The following is a 21519-nucleotide window of genomic DNA, read 5'->3' as shown; positions in this document are numbered from 1 at the left end:
TGGATGCGGATGGAGCCCCAATGAAGCGCTCCCCGCCTCGCAACGCACCGCGAACGCTTTGATTCCCTGCCGCAACGATGCCGCTCCTCGAGCGGCCGCTTCGGAAGTCTCTCGGTGGTCGATTTGAAGAACAGGGCACCTCGGCAAGGGCTTTCGGGCACCCGCGCCAGAAGTCCAAACAATGGGGGAAACGGCAAACCCATGGCAAACATCACGCAATCCTCATCGAGCCATCCGCGCTCGGCGGAGGGCAACGCTTTCACGCGCTTCCTGCGCGCAACCGAGATCGACACGCGCCTGCTCGGCATGGTCGCAGCACTTCTGGTCATCTGGATCGGCTTTCATCTCTACACCGGCGGGCTCTTCCTGACGCCACGCAACCTCTGGAACCTCTCGGTCCAGACGACCGAGATCGCGGTTCTCGCGACCGGCATGGTGCTCGTCATCGTCACCCGCAACATCGACCTGTCGATCGGCTCGATGCTCGGCCTCGTCGCCATGATCATGGGCGTCGTCCAGGCGAAGTTCCTGCCGCAATATCTCGGCTTCGACAATTCCTGGACCTGGCTCATCACGCTGGTCTGCGGCCTGATCGCCGGAACGCTGATCGGCCTCTTCCAGGGCGTCATCATCGCCTTCCTGGGCGTCCCCTCTTTCATCGTCACGCTCGGCGGCTTCCTCGCCTGGCGCGGCCTTGCCTGGTACGTCACATCGGGCCAGACGGTCGCCCCCCTCGACACGACGTTCCGCATCATGGGCGGCGGTGCCGAAGGCTCCGTCGGCGCCACCTGGAGCTGGATCATCGGGCTGGTCGCCTGTGTGCTGATCATCGTCGGCATCATCGGCTCGCGCCACCAGCGCAAGCGCTTCAACTTCCCGCGCCGGCCGCTCTGGGCCGAATATTTCCTGGCAGTACTCGGCTGCGCGCTGGTGCTCGGCGCCATCTGGGTCTCGACAATCTATTACTGGCCGGTGGCGATCGCCAAGAAATACGCCGAGGCCAACAACATCGCCTGGCCGGAAACGGGGCTCTTCATCTCCTACGGCATCGCGGTGCCCGTCCTTATCGCCGTTCTCGTCGGCATCGTTATGACCTTTATCGCCACCCGCCTGCGCTTCGGCCGCTACGTCTTCGCGATCGGCGGCAACCCTGAAGCAGCCGAACTTGCCGGCATCAAGACCCGCTGGGTCGCGGTCCGCATCTTCGCGCTGATGGGCTTCCTGGCAGCCGTTGCCGCGGCAATCTCCACCGCCCGCCTCAACGCCGCCGCCAACTCGCAGGGCACGACCTACGAGCTCTACACCATCGCGGCAGCCGTCATCGGCGGCACCTCGCTTGCCGGCGGCACCGGCACCATCGCCGGCGCCATGCTCGGCGCGCTGGTCATGCAGTCGCTGCAGTCGGGCATGGGTCTCGCAAACGTCGATACCCCCATACAAAATGTCGTCGTGGGCGCCGTGCTGGTCGTTGCCGTCTGGCTCGACACCGTCTATCGCTCGCGGTCGAAGTAAGAGGAGTCCTAGATATGACTGATCAACGCGCTCCCCTTGTGGAACTGAAGAACATCTCGATCTCCTTCGGCGGCATCCACGCCGTGGACAATGCCTCGGTCGATCTCTACCCCGGCGAAGTCGTCGCCCTTCTCGGCCATAACGGCGCCGGCAAGTCGACGCTCATCAAGATCCTGTCAGGCGCCTACAAGCGCGACAGCGGCGAGATCCTGATCAACGGCGAACCGGCAGACATCCGCAATCCCCGCGATGCCAAGAAGTACGGCATCGAGACGATCTACCAGACGCTTGCCGTCGCCGATAACGTCGACGCCGCCGCCAACCTCTATCTCGGCCGCGAGATCCGCACCAAGTGGGGCACCCTCGACGACGTCGCCATGGAAGCCTCGACCCGCGAGGTCATGGGCCGCCTCAACCCCAACTTCCGCCGCTTCAAGGAGCCGGTGAAGGCGCTCTCGGGTGGGCAGCGGCAGTCCGTGGCGATCGCCCGCGCCATCCTCTTCAACGCCCGGATCCTGATCATGGACGAGCCGACGGCAGCCCTTGGGCCGCAGGAGACGGCGCAGGTGGGCGAGCTGATCAAGCAGCTGAAGAAGGAAGGTATCGGCATCTTCCTCATCAGCCACGACATCCACGACGTCTTCGACCTCGCCGACCGCGTCTCGGTCATGAAGAACGGCCAGGTCGTCGGCCACGCCCGCACCGAGGACGTGACCAAGGACGAGGTGCTCGGGATGATCATCCTCGGCAAGGTGCCCCCCAAGGCCATCCCCGGCCCCGGCGCCATGCAGGTCTGACAACAATCGGTGCGCCGTTTGCAAGAACGGCGCACTTTTCAATTTTGGAGATTGATGCTGGCGAGAAGCTAGGCTAAGAACCACCCATCGGACGGGCGATTCAAACCGCCTCAGGCATGCACCCGTAGCTCAGCTGGATAGAGTGTTGGATTCCGATTCCAAAGGTCACAGGTTCGAATCCTGTCGGGTGCGCCACTATCCTCCTGATGCATTGAAGAGCAAAAACATCCGCGGTCCCAAGACCTTCGGCGCAAGCCATCTGTTACACGACGGGCACGCGACGGATGACCACACGAGGCCTAGACGATTGGCGAGCAAGCCCAGGCCAAGCTCTAGGTCATGAACTCGTACGCGCAGGCAGCAGCCGCTCTCAGACGGGAGGCTATGCCGAGCCGCTGTCGCAGATCTGACCCTAAAGTCACTAACTGGCATGTTCGCAAGGACGGCTGATAGGCCCACACGGTTGTGCTATGAATTGTGGAAACAACCTGTACTGCAAGTGAGTCGGGGAACCATGTATCAGGCGCAAAAGACCGTAAGAGGCAGCTTCCTAGTTACCGAGCAGCTGCTTCGACGCATGGTAAAACACCTGGCAACCGACCGCGCAGTAGACATCGTGATATGCTTCAAGGGTGAGCGAAGGATCTCGAGTGACAAGATCGAAGATGCTCTGTCGGACAGCCTCGTTAGCGGAACCGAGATTGAAGCGATCCGGTTGCGAACAGAGGGCGGCGATGGTGCATGGGCAGATATCACGCTGTCGAACAGCCCTGAGGCAATGCAATATACACTACGGGGCGACCGAAAATGGGTCTTGGCGCTAGAGCAAGACATCATGAACGAATTCAACTCGGCTAAGCTATGGTTCTCCTGGCTCAATCCAAGTCGGTGGCCGCTTCATAATCTCAATATAGTGATGCCAATTGTCTGCCTCCTCCTAGGCCTGATGTTCGTTGCTGCGTTTCACTGGCAAGAATGGATGATGAAGAACATTCCGGCATATAGTCCGGTACTGCCAATGGTCATCGCTTCGGCGGCCATGTTGCTGCAAACCTATTTCTTCCCTTCCCTGAGCTTTGCATTCGGAGCCGGGTTGAAATCTTATCACCGACGCATGAGGACGCTGTACTTCCTGTTTGGAACGATGGGCGTCGGTTCCGTTTTGTCGCTGGGGCAAACCTGGTTGGCAGGCTGGCTGCGAATAACCTAACACAAGGCGACCACTTGGCCTGGCGCGATGGCGAAATCAGTGGTCCACACAGCGTCGGTCGCTTCCGGTTTTTGCTCGTTGAATCAAAGCTTTGCGGGGAGTGATAGCGCTTCCTGTTGGGTGCGCCATTATTCTGAAGACTACCCCAAAGTTATGAAACGCGCCGCCTCCCGACACGTTAGGTGAAACGGTAATTGCACGGGGATAATGACGCCTGCGGTGGCATAGAACTGTGAGGCGGACGCCCGCCCTATGGGCGGCGGTTGTAAACTGTGGCATAACATGCAGCCATGGCTATGCATCTCCTGGCAGTCCATCGCGATGAGGTCAGGGCGGAACAGACGACAAGCAATTCGCTTTCGCTCGCCTATTCCGTTGGTGTCCTGTGCTGGCTGTTGTCGGCCGGCGTCTATATCGCCGCCAAATGGGTTTCTCCCGAGATGCCGCCCTGGGCGCTCTGTTTCTGGCGCGTCCTGATAGCCTGGGCAATCCTGATGCCGATGGTCCGGAGGCATTTTGCCGACATGGTCGCGCTTTTGAAAAAGCGGGCGCTGGAGCTGATCGTGATCGGCGGCATGGGGCTCGCGATCTGTCAGGGAATGATTTTCGTCGGATTGGAACATGCGGACGCCACCACGGCCGGCATCATCATCGCCCTCATCCCGATCATCACGATGATCCTCGCCCGTTTCGTTCTGGCAGAGCCAATGGGGCGCTGGCAGGTCATCGGGTCCGCCCTCGCCTTCGTTGGCATCGTCGTCATCATCGTGAAAGGCAGCCCGGCCGCGCTCATGCGATTGGATTTCAACCCGGGAGAGCTCTGGATCATCGCCGGAGCCTTTTGTTTCAGCCTCTATACTGTTCTTCTCAGACGCGCGAAGTTCGATATCGATCGGCTCTCGCTCCTGGTGCTGCTTCTCGGTGCGGCGGTTATCACAGCGCTTCCCCTCTACCTGATCGAGCTTGCATCGGACGATCGCACCACGCTGAACAGTAGCGGGCTCCTCGCGCTTGCCTATGTGGCCATTCCCGGCGGCGCGCTCATGTATTATCTCTTCAACCGGAGCATCGAGACCTTGGGGGCGAGCCGCGCCGGCGTCCTCCTCTACATCCAGACGATCTTCATCGCGATCCTCGCCTACCTGATCCTTGGCGAACAGCTACAATTCTATCATCTGGAAGGCGCGGCGCTGATTGTCGCTGGTTTGCTACTGATCGTCCTACGCAAGCCGACAGCCAAGGGCGAGACAACGGCCGCTGAGGCATAGGCGGGCCGGCCGTTGGCATGTTCGCCGCGATCATCTGTGGCGCGACAGCCCGCTCTCAGCGAAGACGGGATCGCGAATTGGCCGCGTTTGAAGCGAACCCGGCGCCAGAAGAGACCACAACCGTGCCGCGCCCCTTTGCCTTGGCCGCATAAAGTGCCCCATCCGCCCTTTTCAGCGCATCATCGCAAGACTCACCGGCGCTAGGAGGAACCTCGCCAAGTCCGAAGGAGGCCCCTACCAATGCTTCCGTGCCATCAAGCACATATGGCTGGGACAAGAGCGAAGAGAGCTGCCGGCAACGCCACTCGGCCTCGCCGAGTGGAACGGAGGGCATGAGGATTGCGAACTCGTCGCCACCAAGGCGAAAGACCATGTCGTCCTGCCGCGTTGCGGCCCGGAGACGCGCGGCCACCTGTTTCAGCAGTTCGTCGCCCGCGGCGTGTCCATACCTGTCATTGACGCTCTTGAACCCGTCGAGATCAAGGCAAGCGACCGTGAGGCTGCCCGCACTGGAGAGCCTTGCAAACTCCGTGGCGATCATCGAACGATTGGCAAGACCGGTGAGAAAGTCGTGCGTCGCAGCGTGACGCATACGCTGCTCCGCCTCGACCAGCGACACCACCGCACGCCGCGACAGCCGCGCGACGAACAGGCCGCCAGCGACAAGCACGATCGCAACCGTCGCCACGAGAGGAAGCGACTGCATGAGAAGGTCGCGAGCGGGCGTCAGAGGCCGCCAAGACAGAACCTCCGGCTGCCCGTCTTGTCCGACGGCGATCTCGGCGCGCGCGCGATCGGGTGAAACGGCATTGAGTGGGCCGATGGCCGCATCATCGAGAAGGAAGCGATTCCCAAGGAACTCCTGCAAACTGCCAGCAATCGGAACCGCTGAGACGAGGACGGGCGCACGCGCACCGCGCGGCGTTGCCGTCCTGAAGTCTGGCTGGAACAGGCTGGCCGTCAGGAGCACCGCATCGCTCCCGATAACCTCGATCTTGCTGAAAGCGACGGGGTTCGGAATACCCGTCGCCCTCACGCCGGCTTCGCGCTCGCGAACGCGTGCGACGAGTGACGCCGCGTCTTTTGTGATCACCTCCGCCCCACGAAGGAAGAACGGGCGGTTCAGCACCTCATCCGCGGTCTTCGAGTAGATCATATGATCGCCGGCATCCAGAATGGCGGCGAAGCGGGTTCTAGACGTCCCGATCAGCGAACTGCCGATGTTGCGATCGGCCCATTCAGGATCGTAACTGTTGTCAAGCTTGGCGATGGACTCGTCCCAGATCGTCCACGCCGTGAGCGCGAACTCCACGTCCGAGATCCATATCGAGATGTTCCGCTTGACCAGCGTTTCCTGCCGCTCGCGGATCTTCGCGTCGAGGCGCGCCACCCCATAGTAAGGAACGGCCGCGAGCCCTGTAAGCAGGATCGCAATGAGGATTATCGCTGGTCCTACCAGCTTAAATTGGGTGAAGCGCGGTGTCACGGAGGCGTCCTGATGGCTAGGTCGGCCGACCGTAACGCGGAAGCACTTTCATGCCCGTTACCCCTGAGAGATTTTTGGCCACTGCAGTTAACGCTTCGCAACGGTGAAGGACGGGCACGCTATCGAGCCAAAATGGATGGCAAAACCAAAATCAATCCCAGAGGACTGGCCATCCCGAAAAGACCAAACGATAGCCCCGAAGCAAGCGCACCATAACGCCCAGAGCAGGCGAAATCGACCAGACAGAAATCCGACCGCGCAGATAGCCAAGCTTAGGATGAAGCAGGCTGTCCCCACTGCAAAGCCTGGCGCACCAGCGACAATCAGAGCCCTTGGCACCAAACCGATCAGTACGGTCAAGGCGAGCAAATATGGCGCATTTTCAGCGGTCGCGACGTTTCTAATAACCTTCATCATTTCCGTGACCAACCCGATATGTCTATTCCAGCGGCAGTTGCAGCCGCCACAACAACCAGTTAACGGGAATTCAGAAAAAATGCCATCATGACGCGATAAACTGGAGGCGCTGATCGCGACATTTCTTGATGCGCGTAGCAGGATTAGGTGCGAAGGTCTGGCACCGAGAGAGGAAAAGCAGCGGCATCCCGAAGGCTCAATAGGCGCACTTTACTCACTGCATTGTGCGCGATGGCAATGTCCGCATCCTGCGCTGACGCGACATCGATAGGCGATGGTCTACGAGCCGCCCCGATCGGCAAGATCATCATGGCGTCGACGCTAACGGGAGCGGATGTCGAAACTGTTTGTCTGCTACAACCCTACCAAGACCGGCTGAACAGCGGAGGTAGTGTCGCGGCAAGTCTGAACGCTCGTCTCGATGCTGAAGCATTGACCACTGACGAGGCCCACTTCACTTTTGTGATTGTTGGGAAACGCGGTCTCACGCTAGATCGAATAAAGCGATCAACGCAACTTGACGTATTTGGCTTGCACCGGCTTCCAAGCGAATTGGTCCTTCCTCATGACTTTGTTCAAGCTGAATGTGCCAGCGGAGCGTCCGCTGCCCTCGTCAAAGTCATGTTTCGTGAAAGGGCTTACATCGTAGTCGGTGAAATGCGACCCCAGAAGCGCATCTCACGATGATCACTCCTGGTGCCAAGCAACCTCGATGCGCCAGTTATTGTCTGTTCTTCCAAGACTAGGGCAGCTGCCGCCGTCATGCCGACGATTGCGCGGCTTTCCCCTTGCGATAGCGCATCGCCAGCATCGCCAGCGCGACACCGCCAGCGATGATGCAGATGGACAGCACCGGACGATATGCCAGCCAGCCGATGGCAATTAGCAGCGGGCCCACGACCAGTGTCAGCACGAATGCCAGAAGCGTTGTGCCGAAGGCAACGATCGATCCGATGAACGGAACGACATCGCCGATCACGCTGAGTATCGAGAAGATGCAGACAAAGCCGACGAACAGGCCGACAAGGCCGCCTGCCCTGACAAGCCACGTTATGAACGCATTCTCTGCCTCTGCGGATTTGAACATCTGGGCGGCATCGGTGTCGCCCGCTGCGCTGAGCAGGATGTCGCGGTGGTTTGTCGTCTCGTAAGGCACCAGCGTGTCTTTGCTCTGCTTGCCGACGACGCTTGCTTCCCTTGCATCGACCCTCTGATAGGAAAGACGGAGATCCCCCACCTCGGGCGATGAGGCGCTCTGTCCGACGTAGAAGCCGTGAGCGGTGCTCTTCAACGGCTTGTCACTGGCGAGCGCCTGCGTGACATGCGCGAGATCGTCGTCCGTCAGCGTGAGGTCGGAGTAGCTGCCGATGTCCGCAATGGTCTGGCCCGATACCGAAAACGCTCCGACACTGGCGCGCTCAACGGCAAATGTCGAGTTCGCCGGCATGCTATCGGGATTCTGATGGCCCTCGGCTTGCTTGAAATCGCCAGATTGCACCACATCCGAGCGCCATTCCTTCGAATAGGAATAGGTTGTTGTCGTTTCCTCGCTGCCGCCCAGTTTCTTTTCGGACTTGCTCTCCGATTTTTCCACCCACTGGTACATTTCGACCTGCCGGGAAAGCGCCACGGCACCGTCGGCCGAGACACCCAGTTCGCCGTCTCGCGGCGAACCGCGCGGTTTGACCGGTCCGCTGATGTGGACGAGCTTGCCATCGTTCGCCGGGTCGACCGCCTCACTCGAGATCGCTTCGACCTGCGCCGCTCCTTCGGCCAGCGCACGGTATGTGCCGATAGCGCGGCCCTCATTCCAGATGAGCAGCCAGGCGCATGCGACCAGCAGAACGATTCCGACGAGAGAACCGATCAGCGCGTTCTTGAGTCGCCCGAACCAAGACGTGGACGTTGTTTCAGTTACACTCATGTCTGATGACACCTTTGTGGATGCTCTGGGTTGGCACTGCGCGCGCATACGCAAGCGATTGAAGGGAATGATATAGACGCGCAAAATACCCCCACATCAGTTAATGGATGCCAGACAATTATCGCATCGAGCTAGAGTACGTCCTCGCCGCGACTGCGAGACAAGTAGCCCGCGGCTCACGACTGGCTCGCCTCACGCACTCAGATACCAATGCTCGGTACCGCCGACAAAGCGATAGCCACCTTCTCTTGGCTGTGATGACGTTCGGAAAATCGAGTGCTATCATCTTTGTCGGACCAGAGACCGGAACAGTGGCGACCCGATCGACTCCAGCCGCACGGTGTGTATATCTCGAGCGACAAACGAGCTGATGGATAGATCAGCGGATACCAATTTAGACGCGACAATTAGCCGCATATAATCAAGTTGCAGTATTGAACCAACGGGCAACTCGCTGTTTGTGTTCATTTAAGCTAGCATCCGGGTCGAAGCCTTCCTGGCGGCCTTGGTAGGTGACACAAGGGCATTGTCACCGAAGTGGAGAACCTAGTGCTGCATTATAGAAATTATCTGTATCAGCTGCGTCGAAGGACGTTTGGCGCCCCTACGCTTGGAGATGTTGTAGCTCAGACGATCGTTGTCTCTCAAGACGAGTTTGGCGTGCGCGAACCGGCAACTCACCTGCCCGGACAGCCAGAGCGCGTTCGCGGCATACAGCCCGAAACGACAAAAGAACATGAACAGGGCCGCATTTCCGGCGGCCCTGTTCATCATGTTGCCACGCTGGCGTACCGCATCCCGAATGCGCACTATTTTGATGGTAATCTTTACGCCGGCGGCCTGCGTTGGCGGCAAGTGATCCGGCCCGAATCCAGGGCAATATGGGCGCGTTCCATTCATTTGGACGAATGCGCGCTGCCATCGACCTCACTCAGCGACAAGTATTTCGGGCACTTTCTCCGGGACGTTGCAGCAACCGCGATACTCGCCGAGACGTTCGCACCCACCTTCTTCGCACGAGGTACGTTTTCCGCGACCTGGCCTCATGCCAAGGAATACTACGAAATCCTCAAATTGAATTTCCCCGTTTTGGATGCCGCGGTGATCCGCAATGCATGGATATTCCAAGACTATGGCATGACGGAAAGCAGGCGCGCGCGCATCGCCGCTCTGCGAGCGCGCGCCATGGCTCTTGGCGGCGACAGCAAAGATCACCGTGTCTTCATCACGAGACGGGCAAGTGGCGACCTGCGGCTGCTGGCCAATGAAGCCGAGATTGAAGACCGCCTGCTCAAGGAAGGGTTTGAAGTGGTCGATCCGAGCCGCCTCAGCGCTCCCGAGATCATCAGAAAGATCTGCGGCGCGGCGCTCATCTGCTCGGTCGAAGGGAGTGGTCTCGCTCACGGCTTTCTATCAATGGCCCCGAAAGGGGCCATTCTTGCCATTCAGCCTCCCTACCGCTTCAACAACATCTGGAAGGACTATGCCGACGCCATGGACATGCGTTACGGATTTGTCGTCGGCGAGGGCAGCGAGAGCACGTTCAGCGTTTCGCCGGACGAGATCCTGAAGACCGCCGACATGCTGCTGCCAAGACACTGATCCGGCCCCGCACAGAACAAGGCGACGCGGCGAACAAATTGCTGCATCCGTCGCCCAACCGATCAGCCGAACGTCAGCTTGCTCTTCTGGTTGCCTGCCTCGTCGAAGTTGCTCGGCGCCAGCCATGCCTCATAGCCGGCCTTGAGCCGCGGCCAATCCCCATCGATCATCGCGAACCAGGCCGTATCGCGATTTTTGCCCTTCGCCACCATATGCTGCCGAAAGACGCCTTCGAAGTCAAAGCCGAACCGGAGCGCTGCGCGCTTGGACGGCTCATTGAGGTCGTTGCACTTCCACTCGAAGCGCCGATAGCCGAGCGTATCGAAGGCATAGCTTGCAAAGAGATAGAGAGCTTCGGTCGCGACCCGCGTGCGCGCGATTGCCGGTCCCCACAGGATATTGCCGATCTCGATCACCCCATGCGCCGCATCGATGCGCATCAGCGCCTGTCGACCTTCAGCACGCCCGGTCTTTTTGTCGATCACGGCAAAGAACATCGGGTCCGGCGAAGCTGCAGCCTTTTCCAGCCACGGCGTAAACGCGGCAAGATCAGCGGGCACCTCCTCGAAAAGATAGCGAAAGCGATCATCGGCTCCCGGTTGCTGGGCCGATGCGAACAGCTGCTCGCCATGCTTTGCAGGGTCCAGCGGTTCCAGGCGCGTGTAGCGCCCGTCCAGAACCACGCGATCAGGGCGTTCCACGCCCTTCCACTGTGAGAGATCCATCGAAAGTCCTTGTCGCCGCTATGCAGTTCAGCAACCCGTGTGATGACAGGCAACATTCGAACCGCGTCTATCTACCTCCTCCTTTCCTCCACAAGAGGACTGACGTAAATAGCCACTTCCATCATTCTGACCATACCACTTTGGGAACGAACATGCCGTCCTTGCCGCCACCGTGGCTTCCGCTCGATCGTGCCTCCGGTAACCTCGAGGAGCAGGTCTACAGACATATGCGCGATCGCATTCTGTCCGGGAAGATTGCAACCGGCCAGCGGCTCCCGTCAACCAGAGTGCTGGCGACGTCGCTCGGCATCGCCCGGTCGACCGTGGTGAGCGCTTATGAGCGGCTGAAATCAGAAGGGTATCTCAACACGACAACAGGATCCGCGAGCCGTGTCGCGCCGCTATCCATGTCCGCCTTCGCTAAAAGAGACGCGGCGCCAAGGTCGATCCGACCGGCGCCGAACGTCGCGGCAGAGCAGCGGTCACTGGAACCCGGCGTGCCCGATCTCACGGACTTCCCCCACAAGGCTTGGGCGCGGTGCCTCGGAGCCCGAGCCCGCTGGCCGCGCGTCCACGACCTCGGCTATGGAGAAGCCTGCGGTATCCGGGAGCTCCGGGAGGAGATCATCGAGCACCTGTCGACCACGCGTGGCGTCGTTGCGCGGCCGGAACAAGTGCTCATCGTCCCTTCCACAAGAGTTGCAATCGACCTCCTTGCCTCCCTGAGGCTCACCGTCGGAGGCAAAGACGTCGCCTGGATGGAGGAGCCTGGCTATTCCACGGCAAAAGTAATCCTGGCCAAGACGGGCGCCAGCATCATACCGGTGCCGTGCGATGACGCAGGGATGGACGTGAGCGGGGCTGTTGGCTTGCCACCACCGCGGACCATCTACACCACGCCGTCGCATCAATATCCGACCGGTACGACGATGAGCCTACAGCGGCGCCTGGCATTGCTCGATGTCGCGCGATCAAGCGGCGCGCTCGTGCTCGAAGACGATTACGACAGCGATTTCCAATATGGATCACGACCGATCGCTGCTCTCCAGGGCATAGATCGGCATGAGGTCGTTGCCTACCTGGGCACCTTCTCCAAAATCCTGGCGCCGGGGCTGCGTGTCGCCTATGCGGTTGTACCGTCGTGGCTGATCGATGAAGCACAGGCAGCACTTCAGCTGCGTGGTGCCGTGGTATCGACCCACATTCAGGCCGCCTTGGCCGACTTCATTCGAGAAGGTCGCTTGCGAGCCTATCTCAGGCAGATGAATGAGAAATATGCCGAGCGCATGGCAGCCACCGTCAGCGCCCTTCGCCACCATTGCGGCCACTTGCTCGACGTCACCGAGGGAAGTGGTGGCTTGCAGCTTGCCAGCTGGTTTCACAACAGGACGGCAGACGATGCCGCCGCCGCCGATGCCCTTCGCCAGGATGGCATCGCACCTCAGCCGATGTCGCGCTTCTACTTGGGCGCACCGCGGCCCGGACTGCTTTTCGGGATCGCAAACGCAAGCACGAAAGATATAGATGCGCTCGCTGCCAGGATCGCGCGGATCCTCACCAAATGCGGCGGTGGGAGCGCACCGACCGGCACACTCCCACACCAGTAACGGGCTATCCGCCTACTTCGCCTTCGACTTGCTGAACTCCTCATAATACTGATCAGCCATCGCCCTTAGTGCCTTGCCAATCTTGGCGTATTCAAATTCGTTGAGGTTTGCCAATGACACGCGCCCGGAGGCCTGGTGAGCACCGAAGCCACGGCCCGGCAGAAGAACGATGCCGGTCTGGTCGGCGATGCGAAACAGCATGTCGCCCGCACCGGACTGCTTCATGATCCACGCGGCAAAATCGTCGCCATAGAGCTTCCGTGAGATCGCCTCGAGATCAAGGAGGGTATAGTAGTCGACGCCGTTCGAGTCAGGCTCAACCGGCACGCCGAGCTCCCGATACAAGACGGCCTCACGCCGGCGGATGACCTTCTTCAGCGCCGTCTTGTAGCTGTCCGTTTCGTCCATGAGCGCGAATAACGAGAACAGGACCATCTGAACCTGCTGTGGCGTCGACAGGCCGGCGGTGTGGTTCAGCGCCACGGTGCGGCTGTCGGCAACCAGCCGGTCGATGAACTTCAGCGAGCGAACGTCCGGCAGAAGCGAACCATATCGGGTATCCAGCGCCGCCTTGGTCGCTTCCGGCAACGCAGCCAAGGCCCTGTCGAGCACGTTATCGCTATGCGTGGCGATAACGCCGAGACGCCATCCGGTCGCGCCAAAGTACTTGGAGAACGAATAGACAAGAATTGTATTGTTGGGGCACGTCGCAAACAGCGAGCGGAAGTCGTCGGCAAAGGTGCCGTAAACGTCGTCGGTCAGGACGATGAGATCGGACCTCTCGTTGCGGATGATATCGCCGATCTTCTCCAGGCTTCGGTCATCGAGCTTTACGGAGGGTGGGTTGCTCGGGTTGATGCAGAAGAAGACCTTGACGGCGGGATCCTTCAGCTTCTCCAGTTCGGCGTCGGGATACTGCCATTCCATGGCGGGATCGGCGTTGATCGCGACCTCGACCAGGCCGTACTCGTCGAGTTCCGGAATTTCGATGTAGGGCGTGAACACGGGCATGCCGATGGCGACTTTGTCGCCGCGCTTGACGATGCCGTTCTGTTTCAGGGTATTGAAGATATAGGTCATCGCCGCGGTGCCGCCTTCGACGGCGAAGATGTCCATGTTCGCGCCGGGCAGCGTGTCACCGATCATCTCCTTGACGACGTAGTGGCGCACAATCTCCTCGCTGACCGTAAGCATGCGCGGCGGAACCGGATAGTTGCAGCCGAGGATACCCTCGACCACCTCATGAAGGAACGCCGACGCCGACAGCCCAAGCTGGTCCCGGACGTAGCTCAGCGCACGCTGAAGAAATGCCACCCCTTCCAGCTCCAGGTTCTCGCTGGTGAAGCGCTCGAACCGTGCCTCGATACCGTCGATGTTGGGCAGCCCGCCAATGCCCTTGTTCATGTAGGAATAGGACAATTCGGACTCAGCCGTAGCAAACAGCCCGAGCCTGAAAAACGCACGGCGCGGCAGCGTGGCAAGAAAGTTCGGATTGCCGCGTCCGGCGTTCAGCATCGACCGGTTCTTGTTGCTGGACGCAAGCTTGATCAGCTCATCCTTGAGTTCGAAAGGGCTCAGCTTTGCATATTGGCTGTAGTCGGTCATGCCAGGTTACTCCGTATAGGGTTTAGACAAATGCGACGACGAGAGGGCCCAGAAGGGTAAGGAACACGTTGGCTAGAGCGTAGGTGATGGCAAAAGGCACGGTTGGAACCGAGTTGCCGGCCTTGTCGAGAATTTCGCCGAAAGCCGGGTTCGCACTGCGTGAACCCGACAAGGCGCCAGCGAAAACAGCGACGTTGTCGTATTTCAGGATGTAGCGGCCGACCACCATCGTGATCAGCAACGGGATGATCGTGACGGCGACACCGATGAGGAAGATCGAGAGACCGCTACTGACGATCGTGGAGACGGCCTGCAGGCCGGATTGCAGACCGACAACAGCAACGAAACCAGCCAGACCAAGGTCGCGCAGGAGCGTCGAAGCGGCGGTCGGCATATTCCCGACCGTCATGTTGCGGCTCCGATACCAGCCGAAGGCAAGACCCGCCAGAAGCGCGCCTCCCCCGCTGCCGAGCGTCAGCGGGATCGAGTCTATCCTGAGCACAAGCAGACCTACCAGCAGACCGAGCACGATCCCCAGCCCATGGAAGACAAAGTCGGTCTTATCGCTTGGGACGATGACGGACCCGACCTTTCTGGCAACCCGTTGCACATCTTCGGACGTCCCGTAGAGGCTGACGACGTCACCCGCGGCGATATGCATCTGGTCGTTCAACGCCAGTTTCTGCCCGCCCCGCTTGACCTCGATCACGTAGACGCCGTGCCGTACGCCGTCATTCGTTGCCGCGCGTATCTCAGCAACGGTGTGACCGGCGATACCAGGATTGGATATAGCGACATCGCGGGTGACGATAATGACATCCATGCCCTCGGAAGATTGCAGTTCGGGGCCGATCTGCGTGCTTGCGTCCACGACCCCTGCCCGGCGCCCGACGACGAGCACGATATCCCCCGCCTCCAGCGTCAGATCAGGTTCAACGCCGAGAAGCGCATTGTCGCGCTTTACCCGCTCGACCGAAATGGCAGTACTCTTCGAGAAGCCCTCCACCTCGGACAACGTCCGGCCGGCGGCCTGTTGAACGCGAAAGAGTCGGCCGACAAGCTCGGGAAGTGCAGCGGTTTCGCCGGGTCCGTAACTATGCCCGCCAGCAAGCATTTCCGCTTCGGCCTTGATGGCGTCGTCCCTGATGCCGCGTTTCATGAACCATGGGAGAATGTTCACGCAGACGATGATCGCGCCGAACGAACCGAAAATATAGGTGACCGCGTATCCGATCGCGACGTTCGCCTGCAGGCGCTGCACTTCGTCGGCAGCCAGGCCGAGCTTGCCGATGGCGGAACTCGCGGTGCCGATGATGGCCGACTGCGTCAATCCACCTGCCGCGATACCTGCCGCCAGGCCCTTGTCGAGCCCGAACATGCGGGCGAGCACGATAACGGTGATAAGGCCGCTGATCGCCAGAACCGCTGCCATGACGATCTCGCGCAGCGATTGCCGCCCGAGAGAACGAAAGAATTGCGGGCCGCTTTCAAAACCGACGGCATAGATGAACAAGGCAAAAAGCACCGCCTTGATGCCGTTGTCGATGGTAACGCCGACCTGGCTGATGATGACGGCAACCAGCAGCGAACCGGCAACGCCGCCGAGCTGAAACTTGCCGAACTGGAACTTTCCGATCCAGTAACCGCCGGCAAGTGAAAGAAAAAGCGCGATTTCAGGGGATTGATGCAGGATGGACTGAAGATAGTTCATTCGTATCTCCGTATCTGCGATTACTGGAGTAACAGTTGAAACATTTCCTGAGTTTTATAAGCGTCAAGCATCAAATAGAAACTTGATAGTGAATAACTGCGCGAATACACGATAGACGTGTTTCGACGTCCGATCCAAGGTCCAAACCGACGTCGGGATCACTTTTAGGAGAAATGCGCAACAGGAATGCGTCAACAAAGCGAGACGCATGAGCGACAGGATCCCAGATATCGATTGATGTCTTTTGTAGGCCCGGCATCAGCGTGAAGAGTTCTTGTGCGCGGTTGACGCCGCGAAGAACATGCTGGCCGATCGATAGCAGGTTGTCGATCTGTGTCGGCGGCACGATGGCCGCAAAGCTTGCCGACATCAGTACCTTGCGCTGCAACGACCGACAGAGCGATACGATCCGGCTCACTTCGTTGACCGCGGGGCCGATGACGGTGAAATCAAGCCGGTCCTTGCTGCCGATGTTTCCATAGAAAACGTCGCCCAGATGCAGGCCAAGATAGACGTCTGTGACCGGCCGCCCTTCGATGCGGCGCTGCGCGCTGAGATCGGCGAGACGCTTATCCAACAATGCCCGGGCCGTCAGAGCTGCCGCACAGGCTTCGCTCGGCTTGCGGCCCCGGAAAATCGCAAGCGTACCGTCGCCCATCAGCTTCAACACCTCGCCGCCTGCCTCCTGGATGGAGGAGATGACCGCATCGGCGTAATCGTTGAGCATCGGAATGATCTCTTCCGGATCAACCGTGTCCGAGATGTGGGTGAAATTGGCGAGATCGGAAAACCACAGGGCAGCCGAGATGCGGTCGCTCCGCCCCCGGGTGATCTTGCCATGCAGCACCTGGTTGGCGGCATCCTGCCCAAGATAGACCTTTGCGATGGTACCAGCGACGCCACTGACCGTCACGCATTTCACGGCGAGCGCGAGACAGGGCAGCAGGTCGCGCAGAGCCTTGAGGTCGCATTCCGAAAAGCCTTCGGCCGTGCGGGTCGCAAAGTGGGAGAAGAAGCAGTCGATCTCGCCGATCGTCCCCTGGTCGCCGAAGCGATGGGCCATCGCCACGAAATCGGTGAAGCCTTCCGCTCTCAGCTCCTTCAGGAGATAGAAATCATTGGCGGGCTCCACATCATCGAGATGCTGTCGGACCTCGTTGACGCCTTCTGTCTCAAGATAGTGGAACGCGGAGCGAAGCCAGCTGTCGGCGATATTGTCGGGGGTTGAGAAGCCGTATTCCGATATTCTTTCAACGAGCTGGCGGCTATCCCAGCGAAAGGCGCGCCGCTCGTAGATGGGATGCAGGGTGTCCATGACGGCGACCGAACGTTCGATAGGCAAGCCGTACTGCCCGCAGCGCTCGCAGAAGCCCGCGAGCAGATCGGCTTCCGCCAAGCCCTTCAGCCCGCTTTGCATCAGCCAAGCGGTGATTTCGATGACGTGGGAATCGTCCACGACGGCCTCCTAGACACGCGCGTCCGCTTTATTGTTCAGGCTTGCAGCAGACCGTTGGCCGCGCCTTCGTTCACAGGCCCTCAAGGACGCTCGACCGTGAACTTCGCGAAATGCGAGGCGATCCTTGCGGACCGCCCCGGAAGATCAATTGATGATGGTCACGCTGGCGGTCCGGCCCGCGACAAGCGCAGTCCCATCGGGCAACTGGTCCAGCGACACGCGCACTGGAACGCGCTGGGCCAGGCGTACCCATGTGAACGTCGGCGTGACGTTGGCCAGCTGCGCGCTGGTATCGCTGCGTTCGCGATCCTCGATACCACCGGCAACCCCGGCGACATGACCCTTGAGAGGGTCCTTGCTGCCCATGAGATAGACCAGTGCCTCGTCGCCGACCTTGATGCGGTCCAGCTTGTTCTCTTCGAAGTAGCCCGAGATGTAATAGGAGTCGCTGTCGATCAGGGCGGTCACGGCGGTACCCGCCGTCACGTAGTTGCCGGGGCGCATCGAGAAGTTGGTGAGCACGCCATTGACGGGTGCGCGTACGACGGACCGATCCAGATTGAGCTGCGCCGTGTCGCGGCTGATGACGGCCTGGTTATAGGCTGCCTCGTCCTGCTGAACGGCGGTTTCGGCCTGCTGTATCTTCTGCCGCGTCACCGAGCTCTCACCCAGCTTGCGATAGAGTTCCAGGTCGCTTCTGGCCATATCGAGCGCAGCCTTGCTGCTTTCCATCTGTGCTTCGGCCTGGCGCAGGGACAATCCGAACCGAGCCTGATCGATACGGAAGATGATGTCGCCCTTGTGGACGGTCTGGTTATCGGTCGCATCGACCTCGCTGACGATGCCGGAGACATCCGAGGCGATCCGCACCACGTCCGCCCGAACCTTGCCGTCACGCGTCCACGGCTCATCCATGTAATAGTCCCACAGATGCCATCCGAGGACGCCGGCCAAGGCAACGACAACGCCCGTCACCAGGAAACGACCGGAATAAGCAAGAAACGATTTCATAGCAGTGGGACCTTATTCAGAGACAGCGCCAGAGCGCCGAGAAGACAAAAGTACATGGCCGTATCGAAGAGCGGCCGATGCCAGACCAGGCGGTAGAAGCCGACGAAAGCAAGCATTCGCCTGAGAACGGCATTGAGCAGGAAGGCAACAAAAGCGATTGCGCCGAGGGTGGGAATAAAGACGCCGTAAAGATCGATTTCCGGTCTCATGCCGCGTGCTCCTTTACGAGTTGGTCGTCTGACTTGGTGATTTTCGGCACCAGCGAGGCAGCGTCCGGATAGAGGCTGTACCTGAGCGCGGTCGCCGCACGGCGTGCGCTTTCAACGGCTGACGATTTGCCGTGATCGACAAGGCTCGTCAGTGTTTCGTCGAGTGTTCTGAGAAGCTCCTCGCCGGGCTCGGCGTCGCGCTTCTTCTGCTTTTCCTGGTAGTGAGCCGCGATACCGCTGAGGACGTTGTCGATTGCGGCGCGCTTCTCCCGTGTCACCAGTTGTTTGTGACGCTGCAGTTCGAGGGTGTTGAGGCCGTTGCGCAGATCCCGAAGGATATCGGTCTGAGCGACTGCGGCTTCCGCCGGTATCATGGCGAGTCTCGGTGCTGCGAGGCCAAACCGGTCGACCATGCGATAGAGCAAACCGGTGAAATCGGCGCCCTCCGGACGGCGGGCTGCGGCAACGATGTCCGCCCACCCCGAACGCAGAAGACGATGGACCGTCCACTCCGCCCCGACCGAACGCACGAGCGCCGTGGTTCCGCAGGCAATGACCAATCCGAGGATCATCGCGCTGTTGGAGTTGATGAAGGATGCCGGATCGAGCGTCAGGCGGTCCTGCAGGCTCAGCATGTTCGGAAAATTCACGCAGAAGCCCAGGCCGTAGAGCGCAACAGACGGACGCGTCATCATCAGACCTGCGGGGATGAGCACCAGACCAAGGGCCGCGGCAAGCGGGACATAGCCGTGGATCAGCGGCATCAGCGCGAACTCGAACACAAAGGCAACGATGGCCGTGATGATCGCAACGTTGAGGAACTTCAGCATGGCTGGCGCCGGGTCGTCCATTGTCGCGAAGATGCAGCACAGGACGCCGGCCATCATCGCAGCGGCACTTCCCTGCGGCCAGGCCGTATAAATCCAGATCGCGGTTGCGATACAGGTCGCGAGGATCACCGACACGCCGGAGTGAATGGCCATGCCATAGTCCCGGTGGATCGGCGTACGATCAAACGACGTACCGAACCGCTTCCACCGCAAGTCATGGCGTGAGCCGGACTCGATGTCCTGCCGCAGCGAAAGGCAATCGCCCCAGATCTGTACGAGGTCGCGCAGGCGGGCAGTGAAATTGTGAGCCAGGAGCCCGTTCCATTCCTGCTGCTCGCGGCCCTCCGTCTCGGCCTTTTCCATGAGCGCCAGCATCTCCTGGCGTTCGTCTTCGCTGAGCGGCGAGCGGCTCGAGAGCAGGCTGGTGACCCTGGCAACCAGTTCGTTGGCGGCTGGTGTCAACTTGCCATCGGTAGCCTTGCTGAAGGCGTGCAGCACATCCACAAGACCGGAGACGATCGGCAACATGGCAACCATTCGCTGCTGCAGCAGCCGCGTCCTGCCGACCATGTCGCGCAGGCCGGATGTGTCGTAGGCAACGTGTGTCGTGAAGCTGTGCAGGTCGACCGCGTCAGCGGCCAGACGACGTGTCGCGGCCTGGAGCGAGGCGTCGCGGCCCCTGCCGCTCAACGTGCCGATGGCAAGCTCCGCGCCATCCTTCAGCCACGCGTCGATACGCGCGGCAAGCACAGGTCCGGCATGGCGGGGAAAGAACAGGCGGCTGACGACAGCCGCGCAGATGATACCGAGCGCAATCTCCTCGACGCGAGCGGTGGCATAGGTAAAGGCAGTGTCGGGATTGGCAACGATCGGAAACCCGGTCAGCGCAGTCGTATAGCCCGCAAGCATGAAGCTGTAGCTGCGCGGCGTGCGATCGAGCAGGCTGATGCCCAGGCAGAACGCCATCCACAACGAGATTGCCAGCGTCAGCATTTCTGGCGAGTTCACGAGGTTCGGGATCAGGATGACGGTGACGGCGCCGCCCAGTGCGGTGCCGATCAATCGGTAAATGGCCTTCGAGGTGCTCGCGCCCGACAACGGATGAGCGACAATATAGACGGTGCCCACTGCCCAATAGGGATTGGTCAGGTCGAAGCAGAGCGCGATCAGAAGCGCGAGCATCGCTGCAGCGAAAGTCTTGATGGAAAAAACGACGTCTCCCAGGCTGGGATTCATCGCGACATTATTATTCTTCATTGTCCTGTGTCCCGGTTAGCGTCGCGGTTTTGGCCGCGATGGCGCGCAGAACCGCTAGAGTGGCCGCGACCTTTTCAGGATCGAGATCGCCTAGTATCTGTTCCCGCAGCTCTGCCGCACAGCTTTCGGCGCGCTTGGCGACCGCTGTGCCCCCTTCGGTGAGCTGTACCAATTTTATCCGCCGGTCCGTTTCATCAGGGACCCGGCAGATCAATCCGTCATTTTCCAAACTGTCGAGGATGCGAACGAGGGTTGGCCCTTCCACGCCTACCCGTTCAGCCAGCACGCCCTGCGGTATGCGGTCGCCTTGCCGGAGTAGCGCTATCAGCGGTGCCGCGCTGGCATCGGAGAGATTGTGCTCGGTAAGAGCATTGTTCAAAGCACGACGCCACCCGCGCCCACAAATCATCAGCATGGGTGCAAACTCTGCCCAGGTTTGGTTCGAATTCATTTCCATGCAATTAGATAACATCCTATCGATTAGAATTCAATCCTTATTATGAAAGCTTCCGCTTTTCGTTACCAAAACCTTTCATCACTAGAGGTTCTTGGCCAAAGTCGTTTTCTCGTGCACAATGGGTGTGGGGAAATGAAAAATTAACCACAAACGGTAATGGTTCATTAGTGAATGCGTAGCGCCGTTTGTTTGTGGGGGGATCCTATGCGCCTGTATGCAATCCTTGCGGCAGCGTCCGTTCTCGCGGGCTGCGTCAGCGGCCCGGATCATGTTCCACCAGAGATGCCCCTACCGGCGAAGTTCAACGAAGGCGGCGCCAAGGAACTTGGCGATGTATCGACGGTTGCCTGGTGGACGGCCTATAACGATCCGCGCCTGAATGCGCTGGTCATGGAAGGCCTGAGCGAGAACCTGTCGATCCAGCAGGCGCTGGAA

General features: G+C 59.9%; 16 protein-coding genes, 1 tRNA gene and 1 pseudogene. 8 read left to right on the top strand and 10 right to left on the bottom strand.

The features are described from left to right. Window positions 1–201: 201 nt before the first annotated feature. From A6U87_RS08495 to A6U87_RS08475, 5 genes are all read left to right on the top strand, one after another. Window positions 202–1512, top strand: a complete 1311-nt coding sequence (locus A6U87_RS08495) for a sugar ABC transporter permease (protein WP_065690823.1) — start codon at window positions 202–204, stop codon at window positions 1510–1512. A 14-nt stretch (window positions 1513–1526) separates the two neighbouring features. Further along, window positions 1527–2309, top strand: coding sequence for an ATP-binding cassette domain-containing protein (locus A6U87_RS08490; protein ID WP_016554837.1), 783 nt, complete (start codon window positions 1527–1529; stop codon window positions 2307–2309). Window positions 2310–2427: 118 nt separating this feature from the next. Beyond that, window positions 2428–2504 (top strand) — tRNA-Arg (locus tag A6U87_RS08485). Between the two features lie 319 nt (window positions 2505–2823). Then, window positions 2824–3519, top strand: a complete 696-nt coding sequence (locus A6U87_RS08480) for a hypothetical protein (protein WP_065690822.1) — start codon at window positions 2824–2826, stop codon at window positions 3517–3519. Window positions 3520–3809: 290 nt separating this feature from the next. Then, window positions 3810–4787, top strand: a complete 978-nt coding sequence (locus A6U87_RS08475) for a DMT family transporter (protein ID WP_065690821.1) — start codon at window positions 3810–3812, stop codon at window positions 4785–4787. Window positions 4788–4842: 55 nt separating this feature from the next. Here the strand turns inward: A6U87_RS08475 and A6U87_RS08470 are convergent, their stop codons facing one another. Both A6U87_RS08470 and A6U87_RS08455 read right to left on the bottom strand, forming a co-directional pair. Then, complete coding sequence (locus tag A6U87_RS08470; RefSeq protein WP_065690820.1) at window positions 4843–6273, bottom strand: diguanylate cyclase; 1431 nt, start codon at window positions 6271–6273, stop codon at window positions 4843–4845. A 1177-nt stretch (window positions 6274–7450) separates the two neighbouring features. Beyond that, window positions 7451–8614: a TMEM43 family protein gene (locus A6U87_RS08455; RefSeq protein WP_065690817.1), complete on the bottom strand. Its 1164-nt coding sequence runs from the start codon at window positions 8612–8614 to the stop codon at window positions 7451–7453. A gap of 660 nt (window positions 8615–9274) precedes the next feature. On the opposite strand from A6U87_RS08455, the gene A6U87_RS08445 reads away from it, so the two are divergent. Then, complete coding sequence (locus tag A6U87_RS08445; protein ID WP_206744126.1) at window positions 9275–10216, top strand: glycosyltransferase 61 family protein; 942 nt, start codon at window positions 9275–9277, stop codon at window positions 10214–10216. Between the two features lie 62 nt (window positions 10217–10278). On the opposite strand, the gene A6U87_RS08440 is transcribed toward A6U87_RS08445, so the two are convergent. Continuing rightward, complete coding sequence (locus tag A6U87_RS08440; RefSeq protein ID WP_065690814.1) at window positions 10279–10941, bottom strand: GNAT family N-acetyltransferase; 663 nt, start codon at window positions 10939–10941, stop codon at window positions 10279–10281. 152 nt (window positions 10942–11093) lie between these two features. On the opposite strand from A6U87_RS08440, the gene A6U87_RS08435 reads away from it, so the two are divergent. Beyond that, window positions 11094–12548, top strand: a complete 1455-nt coding sequence (locus A6U87_RS08435; RefSeq protein WP_065690813.1) for a PLP-dependent aminotransferase family protein — start codon at window positions 11094–11096, stop codon at window positions 12546–12548. A gap of 12 nt (window positions 12549–12560) precedes the next feature. On the opposite strand, the gene A6U87_RS08430 is transcribed toward A6U87_RS08435, so the two are convergent. The 7 genes from A6U87_RS08430 to A6U87_RS08400 form a co-directional block, all read right to left on the bottom strand. Further along, the gene (locus A6U87_RS08430) at window positions 12561–14153 is read right to left on the bottom strand and encodes a bifunctional aspartate transaminase/aspartate 4-decarboxylase (protein ID WP_065690812.1); all 1593 of its coding nucleotides are present in this window, start codon (window positions 14151–14153) and stop codon (window positions 12561–12563) included. A 22-nt stretch (window positions 14154–14175) separates the two neighbouring features. Beyond that, window positions 14176–15864: an aspartate-alanine antiporter gene (aspT, locus tag A6U87_RS08425; protein WP_065690811.1), complete on the bottom strand. Its 1689-nt coding sequence runs from the start codon at window positions 15862–15864 to the stop codon at window positions 14176–14178. Between the two features lie 70 nt (window positions 15865–15934). Beyond that, the gene (locus tag A6U87_RS08420) at window positions 15935–17320 is read right to left on the bottom strand and encodes an adenylate/guanylate cyclase domain-containing protein (RefSeq protein WP_083199324.1); all 1386 of its coding nucleotides are present in this window, start codon (window positions 17318–17320) and stop codon (window positions 15935–15937) included. Window positions 17321–17464: 144 nt separating this feature from the next. After that, window positions 17465–18331: an HlyD family secretion protein gene (locus tag A6U87_RS08415; protein ID WP_065690810.1), complete on the bottom strand. Its 867-nt coding sequence runs from the start codon at window positions 18329–18331 to the stop codon at window positions 17465–17467. Next, window positions 18328–18540: a DUF1656 domain-containing protein gene (locus tag A6U87_RS08410; RefSeq protein ID WP_065690809.1), complete on the bottom strand. Its 213-nt coding sequence runs from the start codon at window positions 18538–18540 to the stop codon at window positions 18328–18330. The genes A6U87_RS08415 and A6U87_RS08410 overlap by 4 nt, the downstream gene beginning before the upstream one ends. Then, window positions 18537–20627: an FUSC family protein gene (locus tag A6U87_RS08405; RefSeq protein WP_065690808.1), complete on the bottom strand. Its 2091-nt coding sequence runs from the start codon at window positions 20625–20627 to the stop codon at window positions 18537–18539. The genes A6U87_RS08410 and A6U87_RS08405 overlap by 4 nt, the downstream gene beginning before the upstream one ends. Next, window positions 20617–21084 carry a MarR family winged helix-turn-helix transcriptional regulator gene (locus A6U87_RS08400; RefSeq protein WP_065690949.1) on the bottom strand — a complete coding sequence of 156 codons (468 nt, stop codon included), beginning with the start codon at window positions 21082–21084 and terminating at the stop codon, window positions 20617–20619. The genes A6U87_RS08405 and A6U87_RS08400 overlap by 11 nt, the downstream gene beginning before the upstream one ends. 204 nt (window positions 21085–21288) lie before the next feature. Between A6U87_RS08400 and A6U87_RS08395 the strand changes: the two are divergent. Further along, window positions 21289–21519 (top strand): annotated as a pseudogene (locus A6U87_RS08395) (nodulation protein NodT); the annotation flags it as partial.

The organism is Rhizobium sp. AC44/96, from assembly GCF_001692185.1.
Taxonomy (GTDB): domain Bacteria; phylum Pseudomonadota; class Alphaproteobacteria; order Rhizobiales; family Rhizobiaceae; genus Rhizobium.
This window is presented reverse-complemented; position numbering and strand designations above follow the sequence as displayed.